Below are 19,796 nucleotides of genomic sequence, written 5' to 3' on the forward strand. Positions count from 1 at the left end.
AAGCAACTATTGTAAGCGATACCTACGGTAAGCCACGCTAACGCATGGCTAACGAAACATACTTAACTTTCCAACTTCCTGAGAAAATCCGCTAGCACAGCCTTATTTTGAAAATTTCCTCTAATTGTGTCATTGTTACTGTAATCAACAATAACTTCAAATTTTTCGAATCTACCACCTGGTGTATCAATATCAACTTTATTATCTAACTCTATCAGAGCTTCATCAATACTCCCAAATTCATATCTCACTCCGAAAAGTGGAATAATAGCTATTTTGGTAATGTAACGCTCAAGACAATTTCTGAGTGTGGTCATAAAACTGTCTACTTCTTTTTGACAAACTTGCATGAGAGCTTGCCTCAATTTCTCTTTGTCTGCGTTAGTTATACTGGCTAATCTCTTTGATGCTGTTGTATAAATTTCATCAGCAGTTTCTTCATCAAATGCCACATCGAAATTAATAGTTTTAAATGCTGATACTACTTCTTGATAAGGAATATAAATAATTGCAAAGCCATTATTTCTCAATTGTTCTAAAGCTGGTTTCGTAAAGTCTCCCGCTAATACTACCCCATAAAATGGCGCTGATAGGTGATGAAGTTCAATAATTGGTAATATAGCCCCTTGTATTTCTTGAGCCTTGTTCTTGGAGTGTTTTGTATATCTACGCCATGCAGACTCAATAAATGCAACTGGTTTGCCAAGTTTCTCATCTGTACCATCAACTTCAATTACAAAATCTAAATCATGTTTATTGCCATATTTGTCTTCCCAAGTAACCTTTTTTCCTGGTCTTGCTGGACGCGATTTTTGTGAATCAAGATAATAGTTTTTTGTTTGAGCGAACTGCTGTAGTCGAGGTTTAAGGATATCATCTAGTACAATATCTTCCAGAAGTTTTCCTAATGATTGTCCAAATTTGTGTGATGGTGATTGTGCCATAATATTGCTTTCTATCCAAAGTCGTCCTTCATGTAGTGGAACATCATGTTTTCTATTTTTCCACTTGACATTTCGTTCTCTAATTTGCTCAAAACTCCAAAAATCAAAACCTGCTGCTAGAGCTAATTTACCAAGCCATTTTTCTACAGGAACATATACACCATAAGGAGCTGAATCTCCTACCACCATACAAATTTTGCAATTAGATGTAGTAACTCGACGTAGAGATTGGAATACAGATCCCATATCAGCAAAATATGCGGCAATCATAGTATGATATGCCTTATTACCACCCTTAGTCCCTCGAACAGTTTCTAACTCATTGCAGACAGGAATTAATTCATCTTTGATTGGTTCAGTAACAGATTCAGCTATAAGCGCATCTAAGCTCAGACGCTCTTTAGAAACGTGTTGCGAACTTGAGCGTATTAAGAATTTACGCACTGTCTCATGCAAATCTCCCCAAGAATTAACTTCACCCCAAAAAGTCATTTCTAGACGTGTAGCGTCTGCGTAATCATAGTTATTTGCGTAAGGTGGAGATGTGATAACTAAATCGATTAAATTATCTGGAATAGCTTGTAGGTTTCTTGCATCTCCTTGAATAAAATTAGCTCTACTAACTTTAGTAAGAGACTGCATATAAAGCATATCTCCTTGCATCATCAACATTTGTTTATCTAGAGCATCAAATGGTTCACAACTTTTGATTTTTCTTTTATTGGGGAGAATGTATTGCCATTGTGCCGTGCCTACATGGCTTGATGAGCGTAAGATAGCGCTGATGGTTAGGAAAACAAGAAATTGTAGTTCTTCAGATAAGTTTGGGGCGATTTCTAGATATGCTTGCCTGATTTTAAATAGGCTTATTAATGTCTCATCTGTATAACACTTGTTGAGTAAAGTAGGAATTTTTTCTGGCAATTCTAGTTTAAAATTTGTAGCCAACTGCTTAATGTCATTAATTACTGCTAAAAAATTATATATATCTTCATTCCATGAAATCTTTCCTTTGGCAAGCCGATAAACAAAAGGATGTGCTTCAACTCCGTAAGAACTAACGCCTAACTTATCAGCAGCAATACAAACAGTACCAGAGCCTGCAAATGGATCAAGAATAATTTGAGGCTCTAAATCTTTGATTAATTCTTCAACCCAAGCGGCGGAAAAACCAGCAGAATAACGAAACCATCTATGGATAGGTAGTTTCATATTGTCGATGAAACTACCTGTTCTTTCTCTAACAATTTTTGCACAATCATCAGAACTGGGGTTGAACAGTTGAAGCTGAAAGGAGTTAGTCATTAAGAAACAATACAATTTGTTTTTGTGGCTCAGTCTGGGAAAGCTAAACCAGTCCTTGGGTCACGGATGTACAAACCTAGTGTAAGCGATCGCACCTAACAATTATAATCACTTTTATGCGTAGCTATTTTATCTTTTTCCCGTCACCATCATCCGAACTCCACCCTTCGGCGCAAGGGTAAAACCACGTCGTTGCAGTTTAACTGGTTTATCCTCTGCTAAGGCTAGTTGATAATTGGATAAAACTGTTGCTAAGACTAATTTTATCTCTAACAAAGCTAGGGCATATCCTAAACACCTCCGACTTCCACCGCCAAAGGGAATGTATTCTGAAGGGGAATATTGTCTTCCGATAAAACGTTCTGGCTGAAATTTTTGAGGATGCGGATACAAGTCTTCTCTATAATGCAATAGGTAAATACTCGGCAATAAAATAGTATCAGGTTCAAATTGGTATCCTGCAATATTAATTGATGATTTGGTAATGCGTGGAAAAAGTGTTGGCAGGACTGGATACATACGCATTGTTTCTTGAACAACTGCTGTTAAGTAAGGAAGTTGTGCAATTTCCATCGGGTAAGGATTTGCTCCTAAGATATCCAGTTCTCGCTGCAATTTTTCCAGCACATCTGAATTTTTGTGAATTTGATAAAAAGCCCACGCTAGTATTGTTGCCGTAGTTTCATGCCCAGCAAATAAAATCGTTAGCAATTCATATTTTAATTCCTCATCTGTCATGGGTTGCCCATTTTCATCAAGTGCTGCCATCATCAAACTCAAAACATCATCCCCTTTCCCATTATTTTTTGTTCTTTTATCGTCAATTTCTGCTTGGAGTAAATCGAGAATACAACGTTGTCTGTGTTTCATCCGCCCCCAAGGACTCCAGGTTCCCCAATCTTTTTGTAGGGATTGCAAAAATAGCATACTGGAACGCAAGGGGGAATCAATCATATCCAACCAAGCGGTCAATAGAGATTTAATTTGTTGATAGCGTTGCCCTTCACTTAAACCAAAGACAATTTGTAAAATCACCTCTAGGCTTACTTTCTGCATAGTAGAGCGAGCTACAAAAGGTTGCTCAATCTGCCATTCGTTAGCAAATTTCTTGGTAATTATACTGATTTTCTGAGCATAAATATTTAGCTTCTCTCCATGAAACGGTGGCATTAATAATTTTCTTTCCCGTCGATGGCGATCGCCATCTAATAACATTACAGAAGTTCGCCCAATGAGAGGTTCTGCAAGTTTATTTGCACGACCTATATCAAATTTAGAATCTTGGCTGAAAATTTCTTGAATAGCTTGGGGATTACCTACAATTACAAAGGAGCCAAGCCCACCCAATTGCATAGAGAAAATATCTCCATATTTTTGTCTATATTTTTGCTGAAATCTAATTGGATCACCAATCCAATTGATAAGTTGCCACCACGAAGGACTGCCAATGTAATTTGGTAATTGATTCAACATAATGTTTACTTTTTCCTCAAATGAAATTACAGGCAATCTCTTAGTGAAGGCGATGGCACTTTATAGTTCAGTCTGGAAAGGCCAGACCAGTTCTTGGGTCACGGATGTACAAACCTAGTGTAAGCGATCGCATCACCTCATCCCAAACAGGTATCAACTGCTCTGCTTGATCCACCCAATAATCGAATGTAATTAAGCATTGCACATTTGATCCCAAACCAATGCAAACCCGCGAAAAAGCTTCTCTTGGTTCTTCTTGAGTGTCGATAAACTTAATCTCTGTCCAGACAATTCTGGCGGTTTGGCGCTTGAGGCTAATGATTTCTCCTTTCTCAATTACATCACGGCTGTCATCTTCTACTACTTTCTTTAAAGTAGCTTTGAGGGGAAATAGACTCCAGTCGTTGGGGGGAAGTTGATTAAAAGATACTTCCAGACAGCAATCATCGTTAGGCGGTTTTTTATCGCTGAATTTGAAGGATTTATCTTGCGGCTCAAAATGCCAATCTTCGGGGACATTGAAGCGAACAGCACCCCGATTAGCAACAAATATTTTGTAACCTGATGGTGATTCCCAACGATGGTCAGGTTTTAGGTCTAGCGTTTCTTTAATCCACTGGAGATTGCTTTTTTTACGCTTTGCCATAGTCTTTTTGCAAATCTGCTATCATTGCGATGGAATCTGACCAGAGGTTATCGCCTAGTTTGTAGGCAATTCCCAACTTTGTTTCATAGTAGCAAATTGTCTATTTAGGGATGACTAAGTTTTTTGACTTGTCTGCAACAGCCAGTAGATGAAAGCGATCGCAAAAAATAAATCAATGCACCCGGACAATGCAAAGGTAAAACCTAGTTCGCCAAGTGTCCAGAATACAAAGAAGAGAATGGCGATCGCAATTTTAGCTGCGGCGGCGACTGCAATAAACAACGGCTCAGGCTTATCTGCAAAAGCCAGCCACAAGTACGCTACACCGAATATGAAAACCCAAGATGATATGGTTCCCATGTATAGAGGATGAGCATTTTGAGGCAGTCCAGAGAGTTTTTGCTGACCGAATAAGGGTAATGCAAATATGACTGCTCCCAGCAAATTGAAGATTGCAGTCGATATCAACACGTACCGGAACCATGTTTCCATAATCTTTTGATTGTTATTGTCCTATACAATTGGCGAAAGATGGGCTAAAAGAGCGATCGCTCTTTTACCAAAGTTATTATAATTTTAGTTTGGATGGTTCAATATAAATACTATTTGTTTATATTTAATTTTAAGTTACAAATTTGCATCATGAGGTAATTCAAATGGCTTATAGTGATTTCACCTTAACTAAATTTAAAAGACAGTTTAATATTAATATTTATGAAGAAGTAGATTTATTTGCTAATTTTGAACCCATACAGATAAGCGAAAAACTAATAAATAGTTTGGCAGAAACAACAGAGTTAGCATTAGCAATTAATACAGAAAAAGCTCGCTCTGAAATGATTATTACGCCTATTCTGTTAGAAGTAAGGCGTAATGCTAATTATCAGATAAGTTTATTTTCAGGGACAGATTTTAATGTTGATGCGGAGAAGGGGCTTAATGGTTATTGTGATTTTGTTATCAGTCGTTCTAAAGAACAGTTAACAATTAATGCTCCTGTAATAATAATTGTTGAAGCAAAAAATGAAAACATTAAAGGTGGTTTGGGTCAATGTATGGCAGCAATGTTGGCAGCGCAGATATTTAATGAACGCGAAGGGAATGAAATTAAAACAATTTATGGAGCGGTAACAACAGGAGATATTTGGAAATTTTTAAAGCTAGAAGGCGCTAATTTGTTTGTCGATTTGAATAATTATTATATTAAGGAAATAAACAAAATTTTAGGGATTTTATCTCAAGGTATCCAAGGTTGAAAGTTAGCGATCGCCGAAATTTACCGTGGTATTGTTTTTGAATAAAACTGTTTTGGCTGCTACAAGATAACGTATTTTAACTCAAACAAATTATATTTTTAACTTCCACTACAGCAACCAAGCAAACAAATCTTTAATAGTCAGATGAAGTTCACTGATAAATGATGGTACAGGTATAACTGAATCTGGCTCATCAAATACTTCAGTTTCTTGTTTGGAACGATAAACAAACACAGTTTGCTCATCAGGGTCAATTAACCAACTCATTTGAGTTCCATATTTTAAGCAATGAAGAATATTTTTTGTTACTTTTGTCTGACTTTGATCGGGTGATAAAATTTCAATTGTCCAGTCAGGAGCAAGAGGAAAAGTGTTAGCAATTTCTCCATTGTCATCGCGTGGGATTCTTCCCCATGTAAACACAGATACATCTGGAACTATTGAACGTCCGCCGAATGTACAACGCAATTCTGAAAATGCCCGTCCAAGCTGTTGAGGCTTCAGTATTGCATTGACAGTAGTAGCAAACTCGGTTTGAATTGCGCTATGTTTTCCTTGTGGCATTGGTTTCTGGATAATTTGACCGTCTATATATTCACTGGCGGGTTTTGTTTCTGGTAGTTTGATAAACTCGTCTAATGTTATGGGTTTAGATGGGGTTTGTACCATTGAGACTGCTTCGTAAAAGGGAGTTTAATTGGCTTTGTCTGCATTATATATTGATACTAAGGCTTTTGGCGTAAGCGTTTTCATTGCTTAACGCAGGTATCGCCTGTGGAGATGCTTTTTACTCCGGTATCTATTGAGGCGATACTGGAGTTAGTTTACACTAACGATTCTTGAGCAGAAAATGATTCTGTAGGGTGCGTCACCTTGGGTATACTATTTCATCATGAACATTAATTAACGCTGACGCATCCTACTTACTGTAGTAACATGATACATTCATGGAGTAAAACTTATCTTCACATATAAATGTATGGATTGGGATTTAAGTAATTTTCAACAAATCACCCTTTCCAGAGGTTTACCAGATTCAAGTGTGTATTGCCAAGCTCTGTTTTATAAATACGGTAAGGCTTTAATACTGACTGATAAATATCAGGAGACATGGACAAATTTTTGGGATTTATATTCGCAAATAAGTAATGAACAACCTTATCTTAACGCTTTCATACAAGCTCAACTTGAATCTGAAACTTATATAGAAGCTGCTTTGCAGAACTTGCATTCTATAGCAGACATTTTATGTCAAATTATTAATGTAGTGATTTTGGAATCTACATTACACGAAGCTGAAGTAAATGTAGCTAAAACTATTCAGGAACTTAATAATAGAAATTTAGATAAGGTCAAGATTGCTCTTAATAATCTTTGTAACTCAAATGAGTTTAAATACATTGCTGCTTTTGTGAATACTATTAAACATCGTCGTCTTTTAGATACCGACTATCATGGAGAATTTGGTCGGGGTACGGAAAATACTATGGGTATCCGTTTTCACGCTTTCACGTATAATCGCCAAAACAAGCCTATCGAGAACTATCCTGTTATTTTAGCCAGCACTATAATTGAAGACTATATGCCGAACATAAAAGCTCTTATTGAGTCTTTAGGTATGGCAATAGAGGAAAGTATTTAAGTTAAGAATGCTTATCTAATAACTTTTGAAGCAAACTATCAGATGCCCAAAAAGATGTATTTTTAAGGTTTTGGATAGCGACGGGTAAATCGATGAGCTTCATCGTTGCTGCTTGATCCAAAATGCCTATGATACCTGTGATAGCTAAACCTCTTTCTTTAGCAATGCGTCTTGCTTTCATGTCGTCTAGAATGAGTAAGTCCGCATTAAGTTCTTGGGCTAGTAAGATAGCCTCAGTTTCACCAGGATCAAGCAAATTTGCAATTGCATCCGCAGTTTGGCTAACAGGTTGAATTTTTAGCCAGCTAGGTGGGTTTGCAATCCAGGCTTGAACAGGTGGTGGAGCAAATCTATCAGATAGCTCGGTGTAAACTGCTTCAGGAACGATAATTTGCTGAAATAGTTCAGGTAGGAGATTAATTTGCTCAATCAAAATTAGGTAGTTGATTGGAGAAGTGTTAGAGACAATAATCATTCATTACCTAGTATGTTACGAATTGCTTGAACATCTTCTTCTAGGTCTTCTTCAGTATAAGGCAAATAGGCTTGTTCACGTTTAAGAAATTCGTAAGTTTCCCATCGAGAAGAGAAATTTAGTATTCGGTGGACTTCGGCGGCTCCAATGCGACTACGGCGATAATTATCAGCTACAATGAGTTCCAAAACTCGGCGGGAAATATTAGCGGGTTGCACTTGTAATTGATTGGCTATATCATCGGGAAGTTCAATGATAATTTGCATGATGATGTTCCTTTATTAACTTAGATTTTAGGCACAAACTTTAACTCCGCTTATATACTAACTCCATCTTTAACTTTTCAATCTCCAATTTCAAGTTTTCATTCTCCATTCTCAATCTAGCATTCTCCTCTCTAATCAAATCAATCTCATTCCGCTTAGTCAACGCCTGATTAATCGCCAGTTTCCGCATATCTAAAGAGAACCAACGTTGATAAGTTTGCGTATGAACTTGCACACTATGACCTAAATTATCTGCCGCCGCTTTGATTGGTATGCCTAAAATATGAGCGCGAATTGCCCAGGCGTGACGTAAATCGTAAGGCTTAAAATCTAAGCAAATTTTGCGGAACCACCAACTTATTCGTTGTGTTAATGCTGTTATTTCTGCATGATTGTTATTATCTTTTTTACTAATTACCGTTGCCAGCATTTTTAAATATTTTGGGTTTTTTAAATCAAACTCATCAATCCATTCTTTGTGTAATGGTAATGCTTGTCTTTCCCCTGTTTTACACTCTTTATTTACCTTCCATGTCAAGTCTGAATTTTCCTTGCTTAACCACCAATCGATATCAGGGTTAATAAAAATTTCTCTGGGACGTAACCCAAATACGGCTAACATTCCATACGTCCAGCGCCACAGTTGCCAGCTATCTTTTACATCTTGGTTAACTTGATTACCTCTAGTAGTTAAATATTCTTCAAATTTACTAATTCCTGATAGTATTTCTGCATCTGTGGGGATGTTGCGCGAATTGCGATCGGGCATTTTTGCATATTTTGACAAATCAATTTCTATATTGAAGGTTTGGCAAAATGAAGATATAGCTCTGGCTGCGTTATATCTTGCCCATTCTTTATCGATTTGTTCAATTGAATTGATGAGATTTTCCGCCGTTGCTAAGTTTTGTGGATTTGTGTATCTTTGAGTGCGGGAAAAATAATAGAAAAATGTATGTTCGCTTTTTGTGGTGCGTTTATGGGTTTTGAAATATTCTTCCTCGAATTTTTCTAATAACTCACCTATAGTTGTTACATCTTTTTTAGTTGCTTCTTTACCTAAATACTTATCATTCCATTCAAAGGTTTTACGAGCAATTAATTTGCCTAATTCGTAAGCTTCTTCCTCAGCCGTTTTCAGTCCGTCTAAGTTTGCAGGGATATTTAAACTGAGATTGTACTGCTTTCTCCCAGTTCCCTTTGTGTCCTTGTCTCCGGGTTTAATTGGTAACGTTGCCCTCAATTGCAGACTTCCGTTTGATTCCCGGATTGATACTTTGGTCTTTGCAGACTTCAAACGCAGATTTACTTTATCTAATTCTTCTAGGACTTTGGCTCTCATGTGTTCTCTTTGCTGCTGTGCTTGCAGACTTGAACCGAGAAAACTGCCGTCGGTAGATGAAAGCGGCTCTAAGTCTGCAAAGGCTTGTTGATATTTGTCTTTACCCTGATTTTCCATCGCTGTGGTATTAGCCTATATTTAGCCTAAAAATTAATTTGTTCTGGGCAAACAATGTTCAGAACTAACACTGCTCAACATAAACATTAAGCCGCGTAGAGCTATTAAACCACAAAAAGGATTACTCCGGCCCTTATCACGGTTACGACGGATTCGCTATCTTCGCCCGTGACATGGATTTAGCGCTCAACAGCCCTACTTGGGACTTAATCGGCGCTCCTTGGAAGAAAGCTGCTACAAAAGCTAAGGCTGCTGCCTAGTTCCAGGTAAATAGAGGGATCGCCTGGGGTTATTGCCCCAGGAACTCAGGGAAGAATGGTGAATGCTGAATGCTGGATGAATATTTTTATTCAATATTCATGATTCATCTCTCGTTATTACCTTGAGGAAGGAGTAAACCCCCCAGGCTATCCCAACTCATCACTTACACACCAACCAGCAAGCGTAGAGAGATACTAAAATGCCTCAGAATCCAGAAAGAATTGTAGACCACGTTGATCTATTCAAACAGCCAGAATACACCGAGCTATTTGAAAACAAGAGAAAGAACTTTGAAGGCGCTCACCCTCCTGAAGAAGTTGAAAGAGTGTCTGAATGGACAAAATCTTGGGATTACCGCGAAAAGAACTTCGCTCGTGAAGCTCTAACCGTTAACCCCGCTAAAGGTTGTCAGCCAGTAGGCGCTATGTTCGCTGCTCTGGGTTTTGAAGGTACTCTACCTTTCGTACAAGGTTCTCAAGGTTGTGTTGCATACTTCCGTACACACCTCAGCCGTCACTACAAAGAGCCTTGCTCCGCAGTATCTTCTTCCATGACAGAAGACGCAGCAGTATTCGGTGGCTTGAACAACATGGTTGAAGGTATGCAGGTTGCGTACCAACTGTACAAGCCTAAGATGATTGCTGTTTGCACCACCTGTATGGCTGAGGTAATCGGTGACGACTTAGGCGCGTTCATCACTAACTCTAAGAACGCTGGTTCCATTCCTCAAGACTTCCCAGTTCCCTTTGCTCACACACCTAGTTTCGTTGGTTCTCACGTAACTGGTTACGACAACATGATGAAGGGTATTCTGTCTAACTTGACAGAAGGTAAGAAAGCAGCTACCAGCAATGGCAAAATCAACATCATCCCTGGTTTTGATACCTATGTAGGTAACAACCGCGAAGTTAAGCGGATGCTGGGTGTAATGGGTGTTGACTACACCATTCTGTCTGATAGCAGCGACTACTTCGATTCACCAAACACTGGTGAGTATGAAATGTACCCAGGTGGAACTAAGTTGGAAGATGCTGCTGATTCTATCAACGCTAAGGCAACAGTTGCTCTCCAAGCTTACACCACACCTAAGACCCGCGAATACATCGAAACCAAGTGGAAGCAAGAAACAAAAGTTCTACGTCCCTTCGGTGTTAAGGGTACTGACGAGTTCTTGACTGCTATCTCTGAATTGACTGGTAAAGCGATTCCTGAAGAGTTGGAAATCGAACGTGGTCGTTTAGTTGATGCTATCACTGACTCCTACGCTTGGATTCATGGTAAGAAGTTCGCTATCTACGGCGATCCTGACTTGATTATCTCCGTCACCAACTTCTTGTTAGAGATGGGTGCTGAACCTGTACACATCCTCTGCAACAATGGTGATGAAGCTTTCAAGAAAGAAATGGAAGCTATCCTCGCTGCTAGCCCCTTCGGTAAAGAAGCTAAAGTTTGGATTCAAAAAGACTTGTGGCACTTCCGTAGCTTGTTGTTCACCGAGCCTGTAGACTTCTTCGTCGGTAACTCCTACGGTAAATACCTGTGGCGCGATACCAATATCCCAATGGTACGTATTGGTTATCCTATCTTCGATCGCCATCACTTACACCGCTACGCTACCCTCGGCTACCAAGGTGGTCTAAACATCCTCAACTGGGTTGTTAACACTCTTCTGGATGAGATGGATCGCAACACCAACATCACTGGTAAAACCGATATCTCCTTCGACTTGATTCGCTAGAAATTGCTTACAGCTTGCCATTGACAGGTAGAACTTAGGGACTGGGGACTGGGATTAATACCCGCTCCCCAGTACCCAATATCTAATACTCTATTCACTTGAAATTCCTAAGTATGTCATCAACTCAAATTCATCACCATCACCCTAATTTACATCCACCAAACTATAAGAAACCAGGCGCATTTGATGTTGTGCTTCGCCCTTTGCGTGGTTGGATTGATAATTTTCCGGTTAAAAATGTTCGTTTCGCTCATCTTGTCTGTCAAGTAATTCCTTGTTGTTGTCCTTTCGAGCGAGACGTTAATTTATTTGGACGGACTATCCATATTCCAGCTTTGTGTAAACTCAATCCTCTGTATGACGAATTTGTCGGATTGCGTTTCCGCGCTTTATCTTATCTGGCTGATGACTGCGGAGTGGATGTGACAAAGTACATTTGCTAGAGGTTAGAGGTTAGGAGCTAGGGGCTAGGGAAAGAATTTCTCTTGCTTTTTGTGTTTCCTAATTAGCCGGATTTCTTGCAAAAGTCAAGTTTATTTTTATGAAAATGAAACCATTGATACATAATAATTAATTCTAGCAATTCGTAAACAAAAATACAAAGGTAATTCTACCTTCTTAATTACGAATTACGAATTATTTGGGTATCTGGTTTAAAGAAGATTTTTGCAAGAAGTTTATGAATAACGGTCATCAGTGAATTGATGGATAATTTTTCACTATTTGCTGATGACTGATAACTGAAAATCAACAATAGCGATCGCCTGCGAGAAGAGAGATGAAGAACACCCAAGGCAAAATCAACGAGCTACTAAATGAATCAGGATGCGAACACAACCAGCACAAACAAGGCGAGAAGAAGAATAAGTCTTGTACACAACAAGCACAACCAGGGGCGGCTCAAGGGGGCTGTGCTTTTGATGGGGCGATGATTGCTCTTGTACCCATCGTTGATGCTGCGCATTTGGTGCATGGGCCGATCGCCTGCGCTGGTAATTCCTGGGGTAGTCGCGGTAGTCTCTCTTCCGGCCCCCAGCTTTACAAAATGGGTTTCACTACCGATATGTCAGAGAATGATGTGATTTTCGGCGGTGAAAAGAAACTCTATAAGGCAATTCTAGAAATCCATAAACGTTACAAGCCATCGGCGGTATTTGTCTACGCTACTTGTGTCACAGCCTTGATTGGCGATGATATGGATGCTGTCTGCAAGACTGCGGCGGAGAAAATTGGCATTCCTGTTGTCCCTGTAATTGCTCCTGGGTTTATCGGCAGTAAGAACTTAGGCAACCGCTTTGGTGGTGAATCTTTATTAGAATATGTTGTCGGCACAGCAGAACCAGAGTACACCACACCCTATGATATAAACTTAATCGGCGAATATAACATCGCCGGGGAAATGTGGGGAGTCCTGCCGTTACTAGAAAAATTGGGTATTCGCGTTCTGTCGAAAATCACAGGCGATGCTCGATTTGATGAAATCCGCTATGCACACCGCGCCAAGCTGAATGTGATGATCTGTTCACGGGCGCTGCTCAATATGGCGAGAAAAATGGAGGAACAATACGGCATCCCCTACATTGAAGAGTCTTTTTATGGCATTGATGATATGAATCGATGTCTGCGTAATATTGCCGCTAAATTGGGCGACCCTGATTTACAAGCACGCACTGAAAAGCTGATTGCGGAAGAAACGGCGGCTCTAGATTTGGCGCTGGCTCCCTATCGCGCTCGTCTCAAGGGTAAGCGAGTCGTACTCTATACAGGCGGTGTGAAGAGTTGGTCAATTATCTCGGCGGCGAAGGATTTGGGTATAGAGGTTGTGGCTACCAGCACCAGAAAGAGTACAGAAGAAGATAAAGCTAAGATTAAACGGTTGTTGGGTACTGATGGCATTATGCTGGAAAAAGGCAACGCCAAGGAACTCTTACAACTGGTAAAAGATACACAAGCTGATATGTTAATTGCTGGTGGTCGTAACCAATACACCGCCTTGAAAGCTCGGATTCCTTTCCTTGATATCAACCAAGAACGTCATCATCCCTACGCTGGTTATGTCGGCATGATTGAGATGGCGCGGGAATTGTACGAAGCTCTCTACAGTCCGATTTGGGAACAAATTCGTAAGCCTGCGCCTTGGGATGAAGATATGGGGACACTGGCTCACGAATATGCAACAAGTCAACATCCTATTTTGGCATCTATCGAGGAGTTAATCTGATGGCGATCGTTACGCTCCCCAATAAATCACTTGCAGTCAATCCTCTCAAGCAGAGTCAAGCTTTGGGTGCTTCTCTCGCCTTCTTGGGATTGAAGGGGATGATTCCTCTATTCCACGGTTCTCAAGGTTGTACAGCCTTTGCCAAGGTGGTGTTAGTCCGCCATTTCCGGGAAGCTATTCCCTTGGCGACTACAGCGATGACGGAAGTAACTACCATTTTGGGTGGTGAGGATAATATTGAGCAGGCGATTTTGACTTTGGTGGAGAAGTCCAACCCAGACATTATTGGTTTGTGTAGCACTGGACTAACTGAAACCAGAGGCGATGATATTGAACGCTTCTTAAAGGATATCCGCGATCGCCATCCTGAAATATCCCACCTCCCAATTGTATTCGCGCCTACACCAGATTTTAAAGGGGCGTTGCAAGATGGATTTGCGGCGGCTGTGGAAAGCATCGTCAAGGAAATTCCCCAACCCGGTACAACCAGAAGCGAACAAGTGACAATTTTGGCTGGTTCCGCCTTCACCCCCGGAGATTTGCAAGAAATTAAAGAGATTGTCACCTCTTTCGGACTTGTACCGATATTCGTACCTGATATTGGTGCTTCTTTGGACGGACACCTAGAAGACGAATATACAGCGATAACAGCCAGTGGGACAACGGTAAAACAACTACAGGAAGTTGGTTGTTCTGCTTTTACCATCGCCTTGGGTGAGAGTATGCGCGGTGCGGCCAGGATTTTGGAAGAAAGGTTTAACATCCCTTACGAAGTCTTTACCGAACTCACAGGTTTGGAACCCGTAGACGAATTTATCCAAGCCTTAGCAATTCTCAGCAGCAACCCAGTACCAGAAAAGTATTGCCGTCAACGTCGCCAATTGCAAGACGCGATGTTAGACACACACTTTTACTTTGGTGCAAAACGCATATCCTTGGCGTTAGAACCGGATTTGCTGTGGTCGATGGTCAGATTTTTGCAATCGATGGGGACACAAATTCACGCAGCCGTTACCACCACACGCTCACCCCTATTAGAACAACTACCTATCAAGAGCGTTACTATTGGGGATTTAGAAGACTTTGAAGAATTGGCTGTAGGATCAGACCTGCTCATTGGTAATTCTAACTTAGGAGCGATCGCCAAACGTCTTTCCATCCCCCACTATCGTCTCGGTATCCCCATTTATGACCGTTTAGGTAATGGTCATTTCACCAAAGTCGGCTATCGCGGCTCAATGGAAGTCTTATTTGCGATCGGTAACTTATTCATAGATGCAGAAGAAGGACGAGTCAAGAACTTCCACGAGAATTTTGTAACGGGTAATGGGTCATATTCATAACTCATTATCAATCCCCAATACAGGAGTCATAAGAATGAAAATAGCCTTTACAACCAGTGACAGAGTTCATATTAATTCGCACTTCGGTTCTGCCAAAGAAATTGATGTCTACGAAATTAACGCAGAAGGATATCAATTCTTAGAAACATTGAACTTTGAAGGCGACCTACAACAAGATGGTAATGAGGATAAAGTTGCACCAAAACTTGCAGCATTAGCTGATTGTGCGATTGTTTATGTAGTTGCTATTGGTGGGACTGCTGCTGCCAAATTGATTAAAAAAGGTGTCACTCCTGTAAAGGCGCGTTCCGAAGAAGAAAAAATCAGTGAACTCCTGAATAAATTAGTGGAAACTCTCAAAGGTAATCCTCCACCTTGGTTGCGGAAAGCATTGCAACCTAAAACTAGAAATTTTGCTGATGAACTTGAAGACGAAGCAACAGTATGACAACCGAAAATAATTTAAACGGCACTGCTGCAAGTGTTGTTTCTACCTCTCCATTCCTGAAAACATTAGTCCTACAAATTCGTGGACAAGATGCTTACGGAGTTTATCGTAGTTGGTCTGATGATTTACTCCTTAAAGCCTTTGTTGTTACCAAACAAAAGAAACGGGAAATTTCTATTGAAGGCGAAGTTGACGCAGTAACCCAAGCGCGAATTATGTCATTCTTCCGCGCTGTAGCTGCCAGAATTGAACAAGAAACAGGCTTAATTTCTCAAGTTGTTATTGACTTAAGCCATGAAGGTTTCGGTTGGGCGTTAGTTTTCTCAGGTCGCTTATTACTGACTGTCAAAACCTTGAGAGATGCTCACCGTTTTGGTTTTGATTCTTTAGAGAAACTGGCGGAGGAAGGGGAGAAGTTTGTAGAGAAGGGGCTTGATTTGGCTAAAAAGTATCGAGAAGTGAGTAAGTTGTAAGAGGTTTTTAAACGCAGAGGGGCGCGGAGGTTAACGCAGAGGAACGCGGAGGTTTAATGGAGAGCTTCTTTTTTTCTTTTTTCTTCTTTCCTTCTGTCCTTCTTTGCGTCTTTGCGCCTTTGCGTGAGCCATTCCAAAACCATTCAACACCATGCAAATAGAAGAAACAAGCATCGAGGAAATCAAAACCAAGATTAAACGCCTCAACAGTAAAGCCGGGCAGATGAAAATGGATCTGCATGACTTAGCAGAAGGCTTGCCAACAGATTACACAAAAATAATGGAAGTTGCCGCCGCAACTTATGAGATTTATCGTCAGCTAGATGAACTCAAACAAGAGTTAAAGCAATTGGAGAACGCAAAATGACTAAGAGTTTAGCAGAATTTAAAAAGCTCGTAGATGCAGAAGAATATTTTAAATTCTTTGAGCTAGATTACGATGCAAAAATTGTCAATGTTAATCGTTTGCATATTTTGAAAAAGTTTTCGCAATTAATGAGCGAAATTGATACTAATCATCCAGAGTTAAGTGACGAAGAAAAGTTAAACCAATATTCATTAGCTTTACAATCAGCTTATCAAGTATTCCTAGAATCTTCACCACAAGAACAAAAGTTGTTCAAGGTGTTTAAGGATAAGCCAAAAAATGTAATTACGCTAACAGAACTATCGTCTGATTAGGAGGTATAAAGTGATCAACCTAACGCCTACCGAGTTAGAACGTTATAGCCGCCAAATGATGCTCCCTAATTTTGGCGAAGCAGCACAAAAACGTCTGAAGTCAGCGACGGTTTTAGTGACAGGTGTGGGGGGATTAGGCGGTACGGCGGCGCTTTACCTAGCAGTAGCGGGCGTTGGGCGACTAATCCTCGTCCGGGGCGGTGATTTGCGTCTGGATGATATGAATCGTCAAGTTCTGATGACTGATGATTGGGTAGGTAAGCCAAGGGTATTTAAGGCGAAAGAAACTCTACAAGCTATCAATCCTGATATCCAGATAGAAACAATTCACGACTATATTACCCCGGAAAATGTAGATTCATTGGTACAATCTGCGGATATGGCGCTGGATTGCGCTCACAATTTTACTGAGCGTGATTTGCTCAATGCAGCTTGTGTGCGCTGGCGGAAGCCAATGGTGGAAGCGGCGATGGACGGGATGGAGGCTTACCTGACAACGATTATTCCTGGTGTGACTCCTTGTTTGTCTTGTATCTTCCCGGAAAAACCAGAGTGGGATAGACGCGGCTTTTCTGTTCTCGGTGCTGTCTCTGGGACACTTGCTTGTCTAACAGCGTTGGAAGCAATTAAGTTGATCACTGGTTTTAGCCAGCCGCTATTGTCGCAATTACTCACCATTGACTTGAATCGGATGGAGTTTGCCAAGCGTAAATCATACCGCGATCGCTCTTGTCCAGTATGCGGTAATAATGCACCTTGGAGATATGGACAATCCAATTCATTAGAAACCAGCAGCAATTGCACACATAGCTAATACAAATGCAATCTAGCAGGTGATGGCTTGTATCAATTCGTAATTCGTAATTCGTAATTAATGAATTTTGAATTGGTATTACTTGTTTCCCTCAACCAATCAAACTACTGATTGTGTAGATGCAAGGTAGCGTGTCAGGAGACATGGCTTTGCTCATCACTACAAAAACCACACCTGAAAACACAACAACTATTCGCTACTAATCAGGAGATTTGATGACCGTTACTTTAACAGAAAAAGCTGAATTTCGTCTACGAGCCTTCCTTAGAGGTTCTGCTAAAGATGGTGACGAAACTACAAAAGGTATTCGCGTATCTGTCAAAGATGGTGGTTGCAGTGGCTATGAGTATGCAATGGATGTCACCAGCCAGCCTCAGCCAGATGATTTAGTAATTCAACAAGGTAGTGTATTGGTTTACGTCGATGCAAAAAGCGCTCCTTTGTTGGAAGGAATTGTCATCGACTTTGTAGAAGGGGTTGTAGAGAGTGGTTTTAAATTCTCTAACCCGAATGCAACCAGCACTTGTGGTTGTGGAAAGTCTTTCAAAGCAGGTGATTGCTCTCCCGAAGGCGTACCTTGCAGCTAAATAATTCGTAATTCGTAATGCGTAATTCGTAATTTAGAAAATTAACTACGAATTACGAATTAGTAATTACGAATTACTAAAGTCTTCCTGTAAACATAATGGATATTTGCTTCCCATCAATTGCAATATCCGCTTCCGCATCCCTTCTCGAAGATTTCAGGGAGATTTAACTTCGAGAAATCAATCGCATCCTATAAATTGAGGAGAATCGGAAAATGGCTACCTATCAAGTTAGATTGATCAACAAGAAAGAAAACCTCGACACCACAATCGAAATTGATGAAGATACTACAATTGTAGATGGTGCTGAAGAGGCTGGCATTGAGTTACCTTTCTCTTGTCATTCTGGTTCTTGTTCTAGCTGTGTAGGCAAAGTTGTCGAAGGCGAAATTGACCAATCTGAGCAAATCTTTTTAGATGATGAACAGATGGCTAAAGGTTTCGCTCTACTTTGTGTTACATACCCCCGCTCCAACTGCACAATTAAGACTCACCAAGAACCTTATCTTGCTTAATCAATTGCTGTAGTCGCTACTATTGACAGCTTTTGAAAAGCAAAAATTACTATCAGGATGAATAACATTGCTCATCCTGATTTTTTATATTTCTATTTTGAGTTGGATGCTACCAATGTATTCTCCCTTCACTGTAACTAGCAGTTCTTTGGAATTGCTGAAAGTTGGCGATCGCGGTATAGTCAAGTTTTGCAATATTCAAAATAAAAGTGTTCTTAAGAAGCTTAAGTCTCTTGGTTTAACAACAGGAGTAGTTATTACTGTACAACAAGACTTTCCAACTTTAATAATCACAGTAGGTAGTATCTTACTAGAGATAGACAAAGAACTCGCTCGTTCAATTTATGTTCGTGTACTTAAAAGTTAATTTTTTGATTTGCTTTTATATTATAGAGCTAAAAGCCATTATTAATCATTAATAAATAATAGAGACATTGCTATATAACGTCTCTATTTATAAGAACAGAGGAATTTACCTTTTAGATTTGTTTAATCAATAGCAACTATCACATCTGAAGATTTAATTAAAGCGTAAGCCTGCTTACCTTCAGTAAGTTGTAATTTATCTGCTGATGATTTTGTGATAATCGAAACGATCTCCACTCCTGGAGCTAGTTCTAAAGTTACTTCTGTGTTAACTGTACCAGGAACAACTTTTTTAACAGTGGTTTTTAAGAAATTACGAGCGCTAACTTCCATATCTCTTTTGTACTCATTATTTACGTTTAATAGAATACCAACCTTTGTGGTAAATTAAATCACACCTTTAGATTATTTTAATTATTTCGGTGGATATAAATTACAAATTCCCCAAGATAAATACTTATTTTATTTAGATGTTAAGTATATATATTAAACATTATCTAATTGATATTTCTAATAAAAGCTGTTATTAATTTATCTTTTGATAACCTAATAAATTAAATAGCTATTTTACAAGATAAATCATAAAATAACTACTTTTGTAGTAATTTTTAAGCGCTTTTAATTAATGTATATAACAATCGTTATATACATTAATCATCTAAACTTATCAGAGTGATAATATATAAGTAAGCTAAATTGTTGCTAGTGAACCACAACTCAACAAAAAGCGATTACAGGGTTATCTCAGACATTCCTACCTTAATAATGGTCAAAGTCAAAAATTGGGTAGAAGGTCATATATCTTCAAGATGATACTCTCGGAACGCTGCGTAGATATTCAGACAAAAATCACCAGATTTATTAAGGTGTGTAATAAGTTTAA

At 39.6% G+C, this 19,796-nt stretch carries 23 protein-coding genes and 1 pseudogene; 15 read left to right on the forward strand and 9 right to left on the reverse strand.

The annotated features are described in order from the left end of the window. Positions 1-62: 62 nt before the first annotated feature. The 4 genes from NSMS1_RS04845 to NSMS1_RS04860 all read right to left on the reverse strand — a co-directional run bounded on the left by NSMS1_RS04845 (position 63) and on the right by NSMS1_RS04860 (position 4,860). The gene (locus tag NSMS1_RS04845; protein WP_224091606.1) at positions 63-2,249 is read right to left on the reverse strand and encodes a DNA methyltransferase; all 2,187 of its coding nucleotides are present in this window, start codon (positions 2,247-2,249) and stop codon (positions 63-65) included. 129 nt (positions 2,250-2,378) lie between these two features. Beyond that, positions 2,379-3,722 carry a cytochrome P450 gene (locus NSMS1_RS04850; RefSeq protein ID WP_224091607.1) on the reverse strand — a complete coding sequence of 448 codons (1,344 nt, stop codon included), beginning with the start codon at positions 3,720-3,722 and terminating at the stop codon, positions 2,379-2,381. Positions 3,723-3,789: 67 nt separating this feature from the next. Then, positions 3,790-4,368, reverse strand: coding sequence for a hypothetical protein (locus NSMS1_RS04855; RefSeq protein WP_224091608.1), 579 nt, complete (start codon positions 4,366-4,368; stop codon positions 3,790-3,792). A 114-nt stretch (positions 4,369-4,482) separates the two neighbouring features. Then, positions 4,483-4,860, reverse strand: coding sequence for a hypothetical protein (locus NSMS1_RS04860; protein WP_224091609.1), 378 nt, complete (start codon positions 4,858-4,860; stop codon positions 4,483-4,485). Between the two features lie 164 nt (positions 4,861-5,024). On the opposite strand from NSMS1_RS04860, the gene NSMS1_RS04865 reads away from it, so the two are divergent. Continuing rightward, positions 5,025-5,624: a hypothetical protein gene (locus NSMS1_RS04865; RefSeq protein WP_224091610.1), complete on the forward strand. Its 600-nt coding sequence runs from the start codon at positions 5,025-5,027 to the stop codon at positions 5,622-5,624. A 108-nt stretch (positions 5,625-5,732) separates the two neighbouring features. Here NSMS1_RS04865 and NSMS1_RS04870 read toward each other — a convergent pair whose 3' ends face one another. Continuing rightward, entirely contained in the window at positions 5,733-6,293 is a 561-nt protein-coding gene (locus NSMS1_RS04870) for a Uma2 family endonuclease (protein WP_224091611.1), read from the reverse strand. Positions 6,294-6,603: 310 nt separating this feature from the next. On the opposite strand from NSMS1_RS04870, the gene NSMS1_RS04875 reads away from it, so the two are divergent. Continuing rightward, complete coding sequence (locus tag NSMS1_RS04875) at positions 6,604-7,266, forward strand: hypothetical protein (protein ID WP_224091612.1); 663 nt, start codon at positions 6,604-6,606, stop codon at positions 7,264-7,266. A 1-nt stretch (position 7,267) separates the two neighbouring features. Here the strand turns inward: NSMS1_RS04875 and NSMS1_RS04880 are convergent, their stop codons facing one another. Genes NSMS1_RS04880 through NSMS1_RS04890 form a run of 3 tightly spaced genes read right to left on the reverse strand, consistent with a single transcriptional unit; the run spans position 7,268 to position 9,466 of the window. Further along, positions 7,268-7,741 carry a DUF3368 domain-containing protein gene (locus NSMS1_RS04880; protein WP_224091613.1) on the reverse strand — a complete coding sequence of 158 codons (474 nt, stop codon included), beginning with the start codon at positions 7,739-7,741 and terminating at the stop codon, positions 7,268-7,270. After that, the gene (locus NSMS1_RS04885; RefSeq protein WP_224091614.1) at positions 7,738-8,007 is read right to left on the reverse strand and encodes a UPF0175 family protein; all 270 of its coding nucleotides are present in this window, start codon (positions 8,005-8,007) and stop codon (positions 7,738-7,740) included. Before NSMS1_RS04885 ends, NSMS1_RS04880 begins: the two co-directional genes overlap by 4 nt. Before the next feature lie 40 nt (positions 8,008-8,047). Further along, positions 8,048-9,466, reverse strand: a complete 1,419-nt coding sequence (locus NSMS1_RS04890; RefSeq protein WP_224091616.1) for a site-specific integrase — start codon at positions 9,464-9,466, stop codon at positions 8,048-8,050. A 110-nt stretch (positions 9,467-9,576) separates the two neighbouring features. Here NSMS1_RS04890 and NSMS1_RS35430 point away from each other — a divergent pair. The 13 genes and pseudogenes from NSMS1_RS35430 to NSMS1_RS04950 form a co-directional block, all read left to right on the forward strand. Next, a pseudogene (locus NSMS1_RS35430) lies at positions 9,577-9,726 on the forward strand (nitrogenase molybdenum-iron protein subunit alpha); the annotation flags it as partial. A gap of 200 nt (positions 9,727-9,926) precedes the next feature. Continuing rightward, positions 9,927-11,465: a nitrogenase molybdenum-iron protein subunit beta gene (nifK, locus tag NSMS1_RS04895; protein ID WP_224091626.1), complete on the forward strand. Its 1,539-nt coding sequence runs from the start codon at positions 9,927-9,929 to the stop codon at positions 11,463-11,465. 113 nt (positions 11,466-11,578) lie between these two features. Continuing rightward, positions 11,579-11,908, forward strand: a complete 330-nt coding sequence (locus NSMS1_RS04900; RefSeq protein ID WP_224091628.1) for a Mo-dependent nitrogenase C-terminal domain-containing protein — start codon at positions 11,579-11,581, stop codon at positions 11,906-11,908. Between the two features lie 335 nt (positions 11,909-12,243). Next, on the forward strand, positions 12,244-13,686 hold the full coding sequence (gene nifE / locus NSMS1_RS04905; RefSeq protein WP_224091630.1) for a nitrogenase iron-molybdenum cofactor biosynthesis protein NifE: 1,443 nt from the start codon (positions 12,244-12,246) through the stop codon (positions 13,684-13,686). Next, the gene (gene nifN, locus NSMS1_RS04910; protein ID WP_224091632.1) at positions 13,686-15,029 is read left to right on the forward strand and encodes a nitrogenase iron-molybdenum cofactor biosynthesis protein NifN; all 1,344 of its coding nucleotides are present in this window, start codon (positions 13,686-13,688) and stop codon (positions 15,027-15,029) included. The genes nifE and nifN overlap by 1 nt, the downstream gene beginning before the upstream one ends. 34 nt (positions 15,030-15,063) lie before the next feature. After that, entirely contained in the window at positions 15,064-15,477 is a 414-nt protein-coding gene (nifX, locus tag NSMS1_RS04915; RefSeq protein ID WP_224091634.1) for a nitrogen fixation protein NifX, read from the forward strand. Next, complete coding sequence (locus NSMS1_RS04920; protein WP_224091636.1) at positions 15,474-15,950, forward strand: NifX-associated nitrogen fixation protein; 477 nt, start codon at positions 15,474-15,476, stop codon at positions 15,948-15,950. Before nifX ends, NSMS1_RS04920 begins: the two co-directional genes overlap by 4 nt. Before the next feature lie 151 nt (positions 15,951-16,101). After that, on the forward strand, positions 16,102-16,317 hold the full coding sequence (locus NSMS1_RS04925) for a CCE_0567 family metalloprotein (protein ID WP_224091638.1): 216 nt from the start codon (positions 16,102-16,104) through the stop codon (positions 16,315-16,317). Next, positions 16,314-16,631 (forward strand): nitrogenase-stabilizing/protective protein NifW, encoded by a 318-nt coding sequence (nifW, locus tag NSMS1_RS04930; RefSeq protein ID WP_224091640.1) that lies wholly within the window; start codon positions 16,314-16,316, stop codon positions 16,629-16,631. The genes NSMS1_RS04925 and nifW overlap by 4 nt, the downstream gene beginning before the upstream one ends. A gap of 10 nt (positions 16,632-16,641) precedes the next feature. After that, positions 16,642-17,445: a HesA/MoeB/ThiF family protein gene (locus NSMS1_RS04935; RefSeq protein WP_224091646.1), complete on the forward strand. Its 804-nt coding sequence runs from the start codon at positions 16,642-16,644 to the stop codon at positions 17,443-17,445. Positions 17,446-17,660: 215 nt separating this feature from the next. Continuing rightward, entirely contained in the window at positions 17,661-18,032 is a 372-nt protein-coding gene (locus NSMS1_RS04940; RefSeq protein WP_224091647.1) for a HesB/IscA family protein, read from the forward strand. A 215-nt stretch (positions 18,033-18,247) separates the two neighbouring features. Next, positions 18,248-18,547 carry a 2Fe-2S iron-sulfur cluster-binding protein gene (locus NSMS1_RS04945; protein WP_224091648.1) on the forward strand — a complete coding sequence of 100 codons (300 nt, stop codon included), beginning with the start codon at positions 18,248-18,250 and terminating at the stop codon, positions 18,545-18,547. A 115-nt stretch (positions 18,548-18,662) separates the two neighbouring features. Beyond that, the gene (locus NSMS1_RS04950; RefSeq protein WP_224091649.1) at positions 18,663-18,914 is read left to right on the forward strand and encodes a FeoA family protein; all 252 of its coding nucleotides are present in this window, start codon (positions 18,663-18,665) and stop codon (positions 18,912-18,914) included. Positions 18,915-19,036: 122 nt separating this feature from the next. On the opposite strand, the gene NSMS1_RS04955 is transcribed toward NSMS1_RS04950, so the two are convergent. Further along, positions 19,037-19,246, reverse strand: coding sequence for a molybdopterin-binding protein (locus tag NSMS1_RS04955; protein WP_224091651.1), 210 nt, complete (start codon positions 19,244-19,246; stop codon positions 19,037-19,039). Between the last annotated feature and the right edge of the window lie 550 nt (positions 19,247-19,796).

The organism is Nostoc sp. MS1, from assembly GCF_019976755.1.
Classification (GTDB): Bacteria; Cyanobacteriota; Cyanobacteriia; order Cyanobacteriales; family Nostocaceae; genus Trichormus.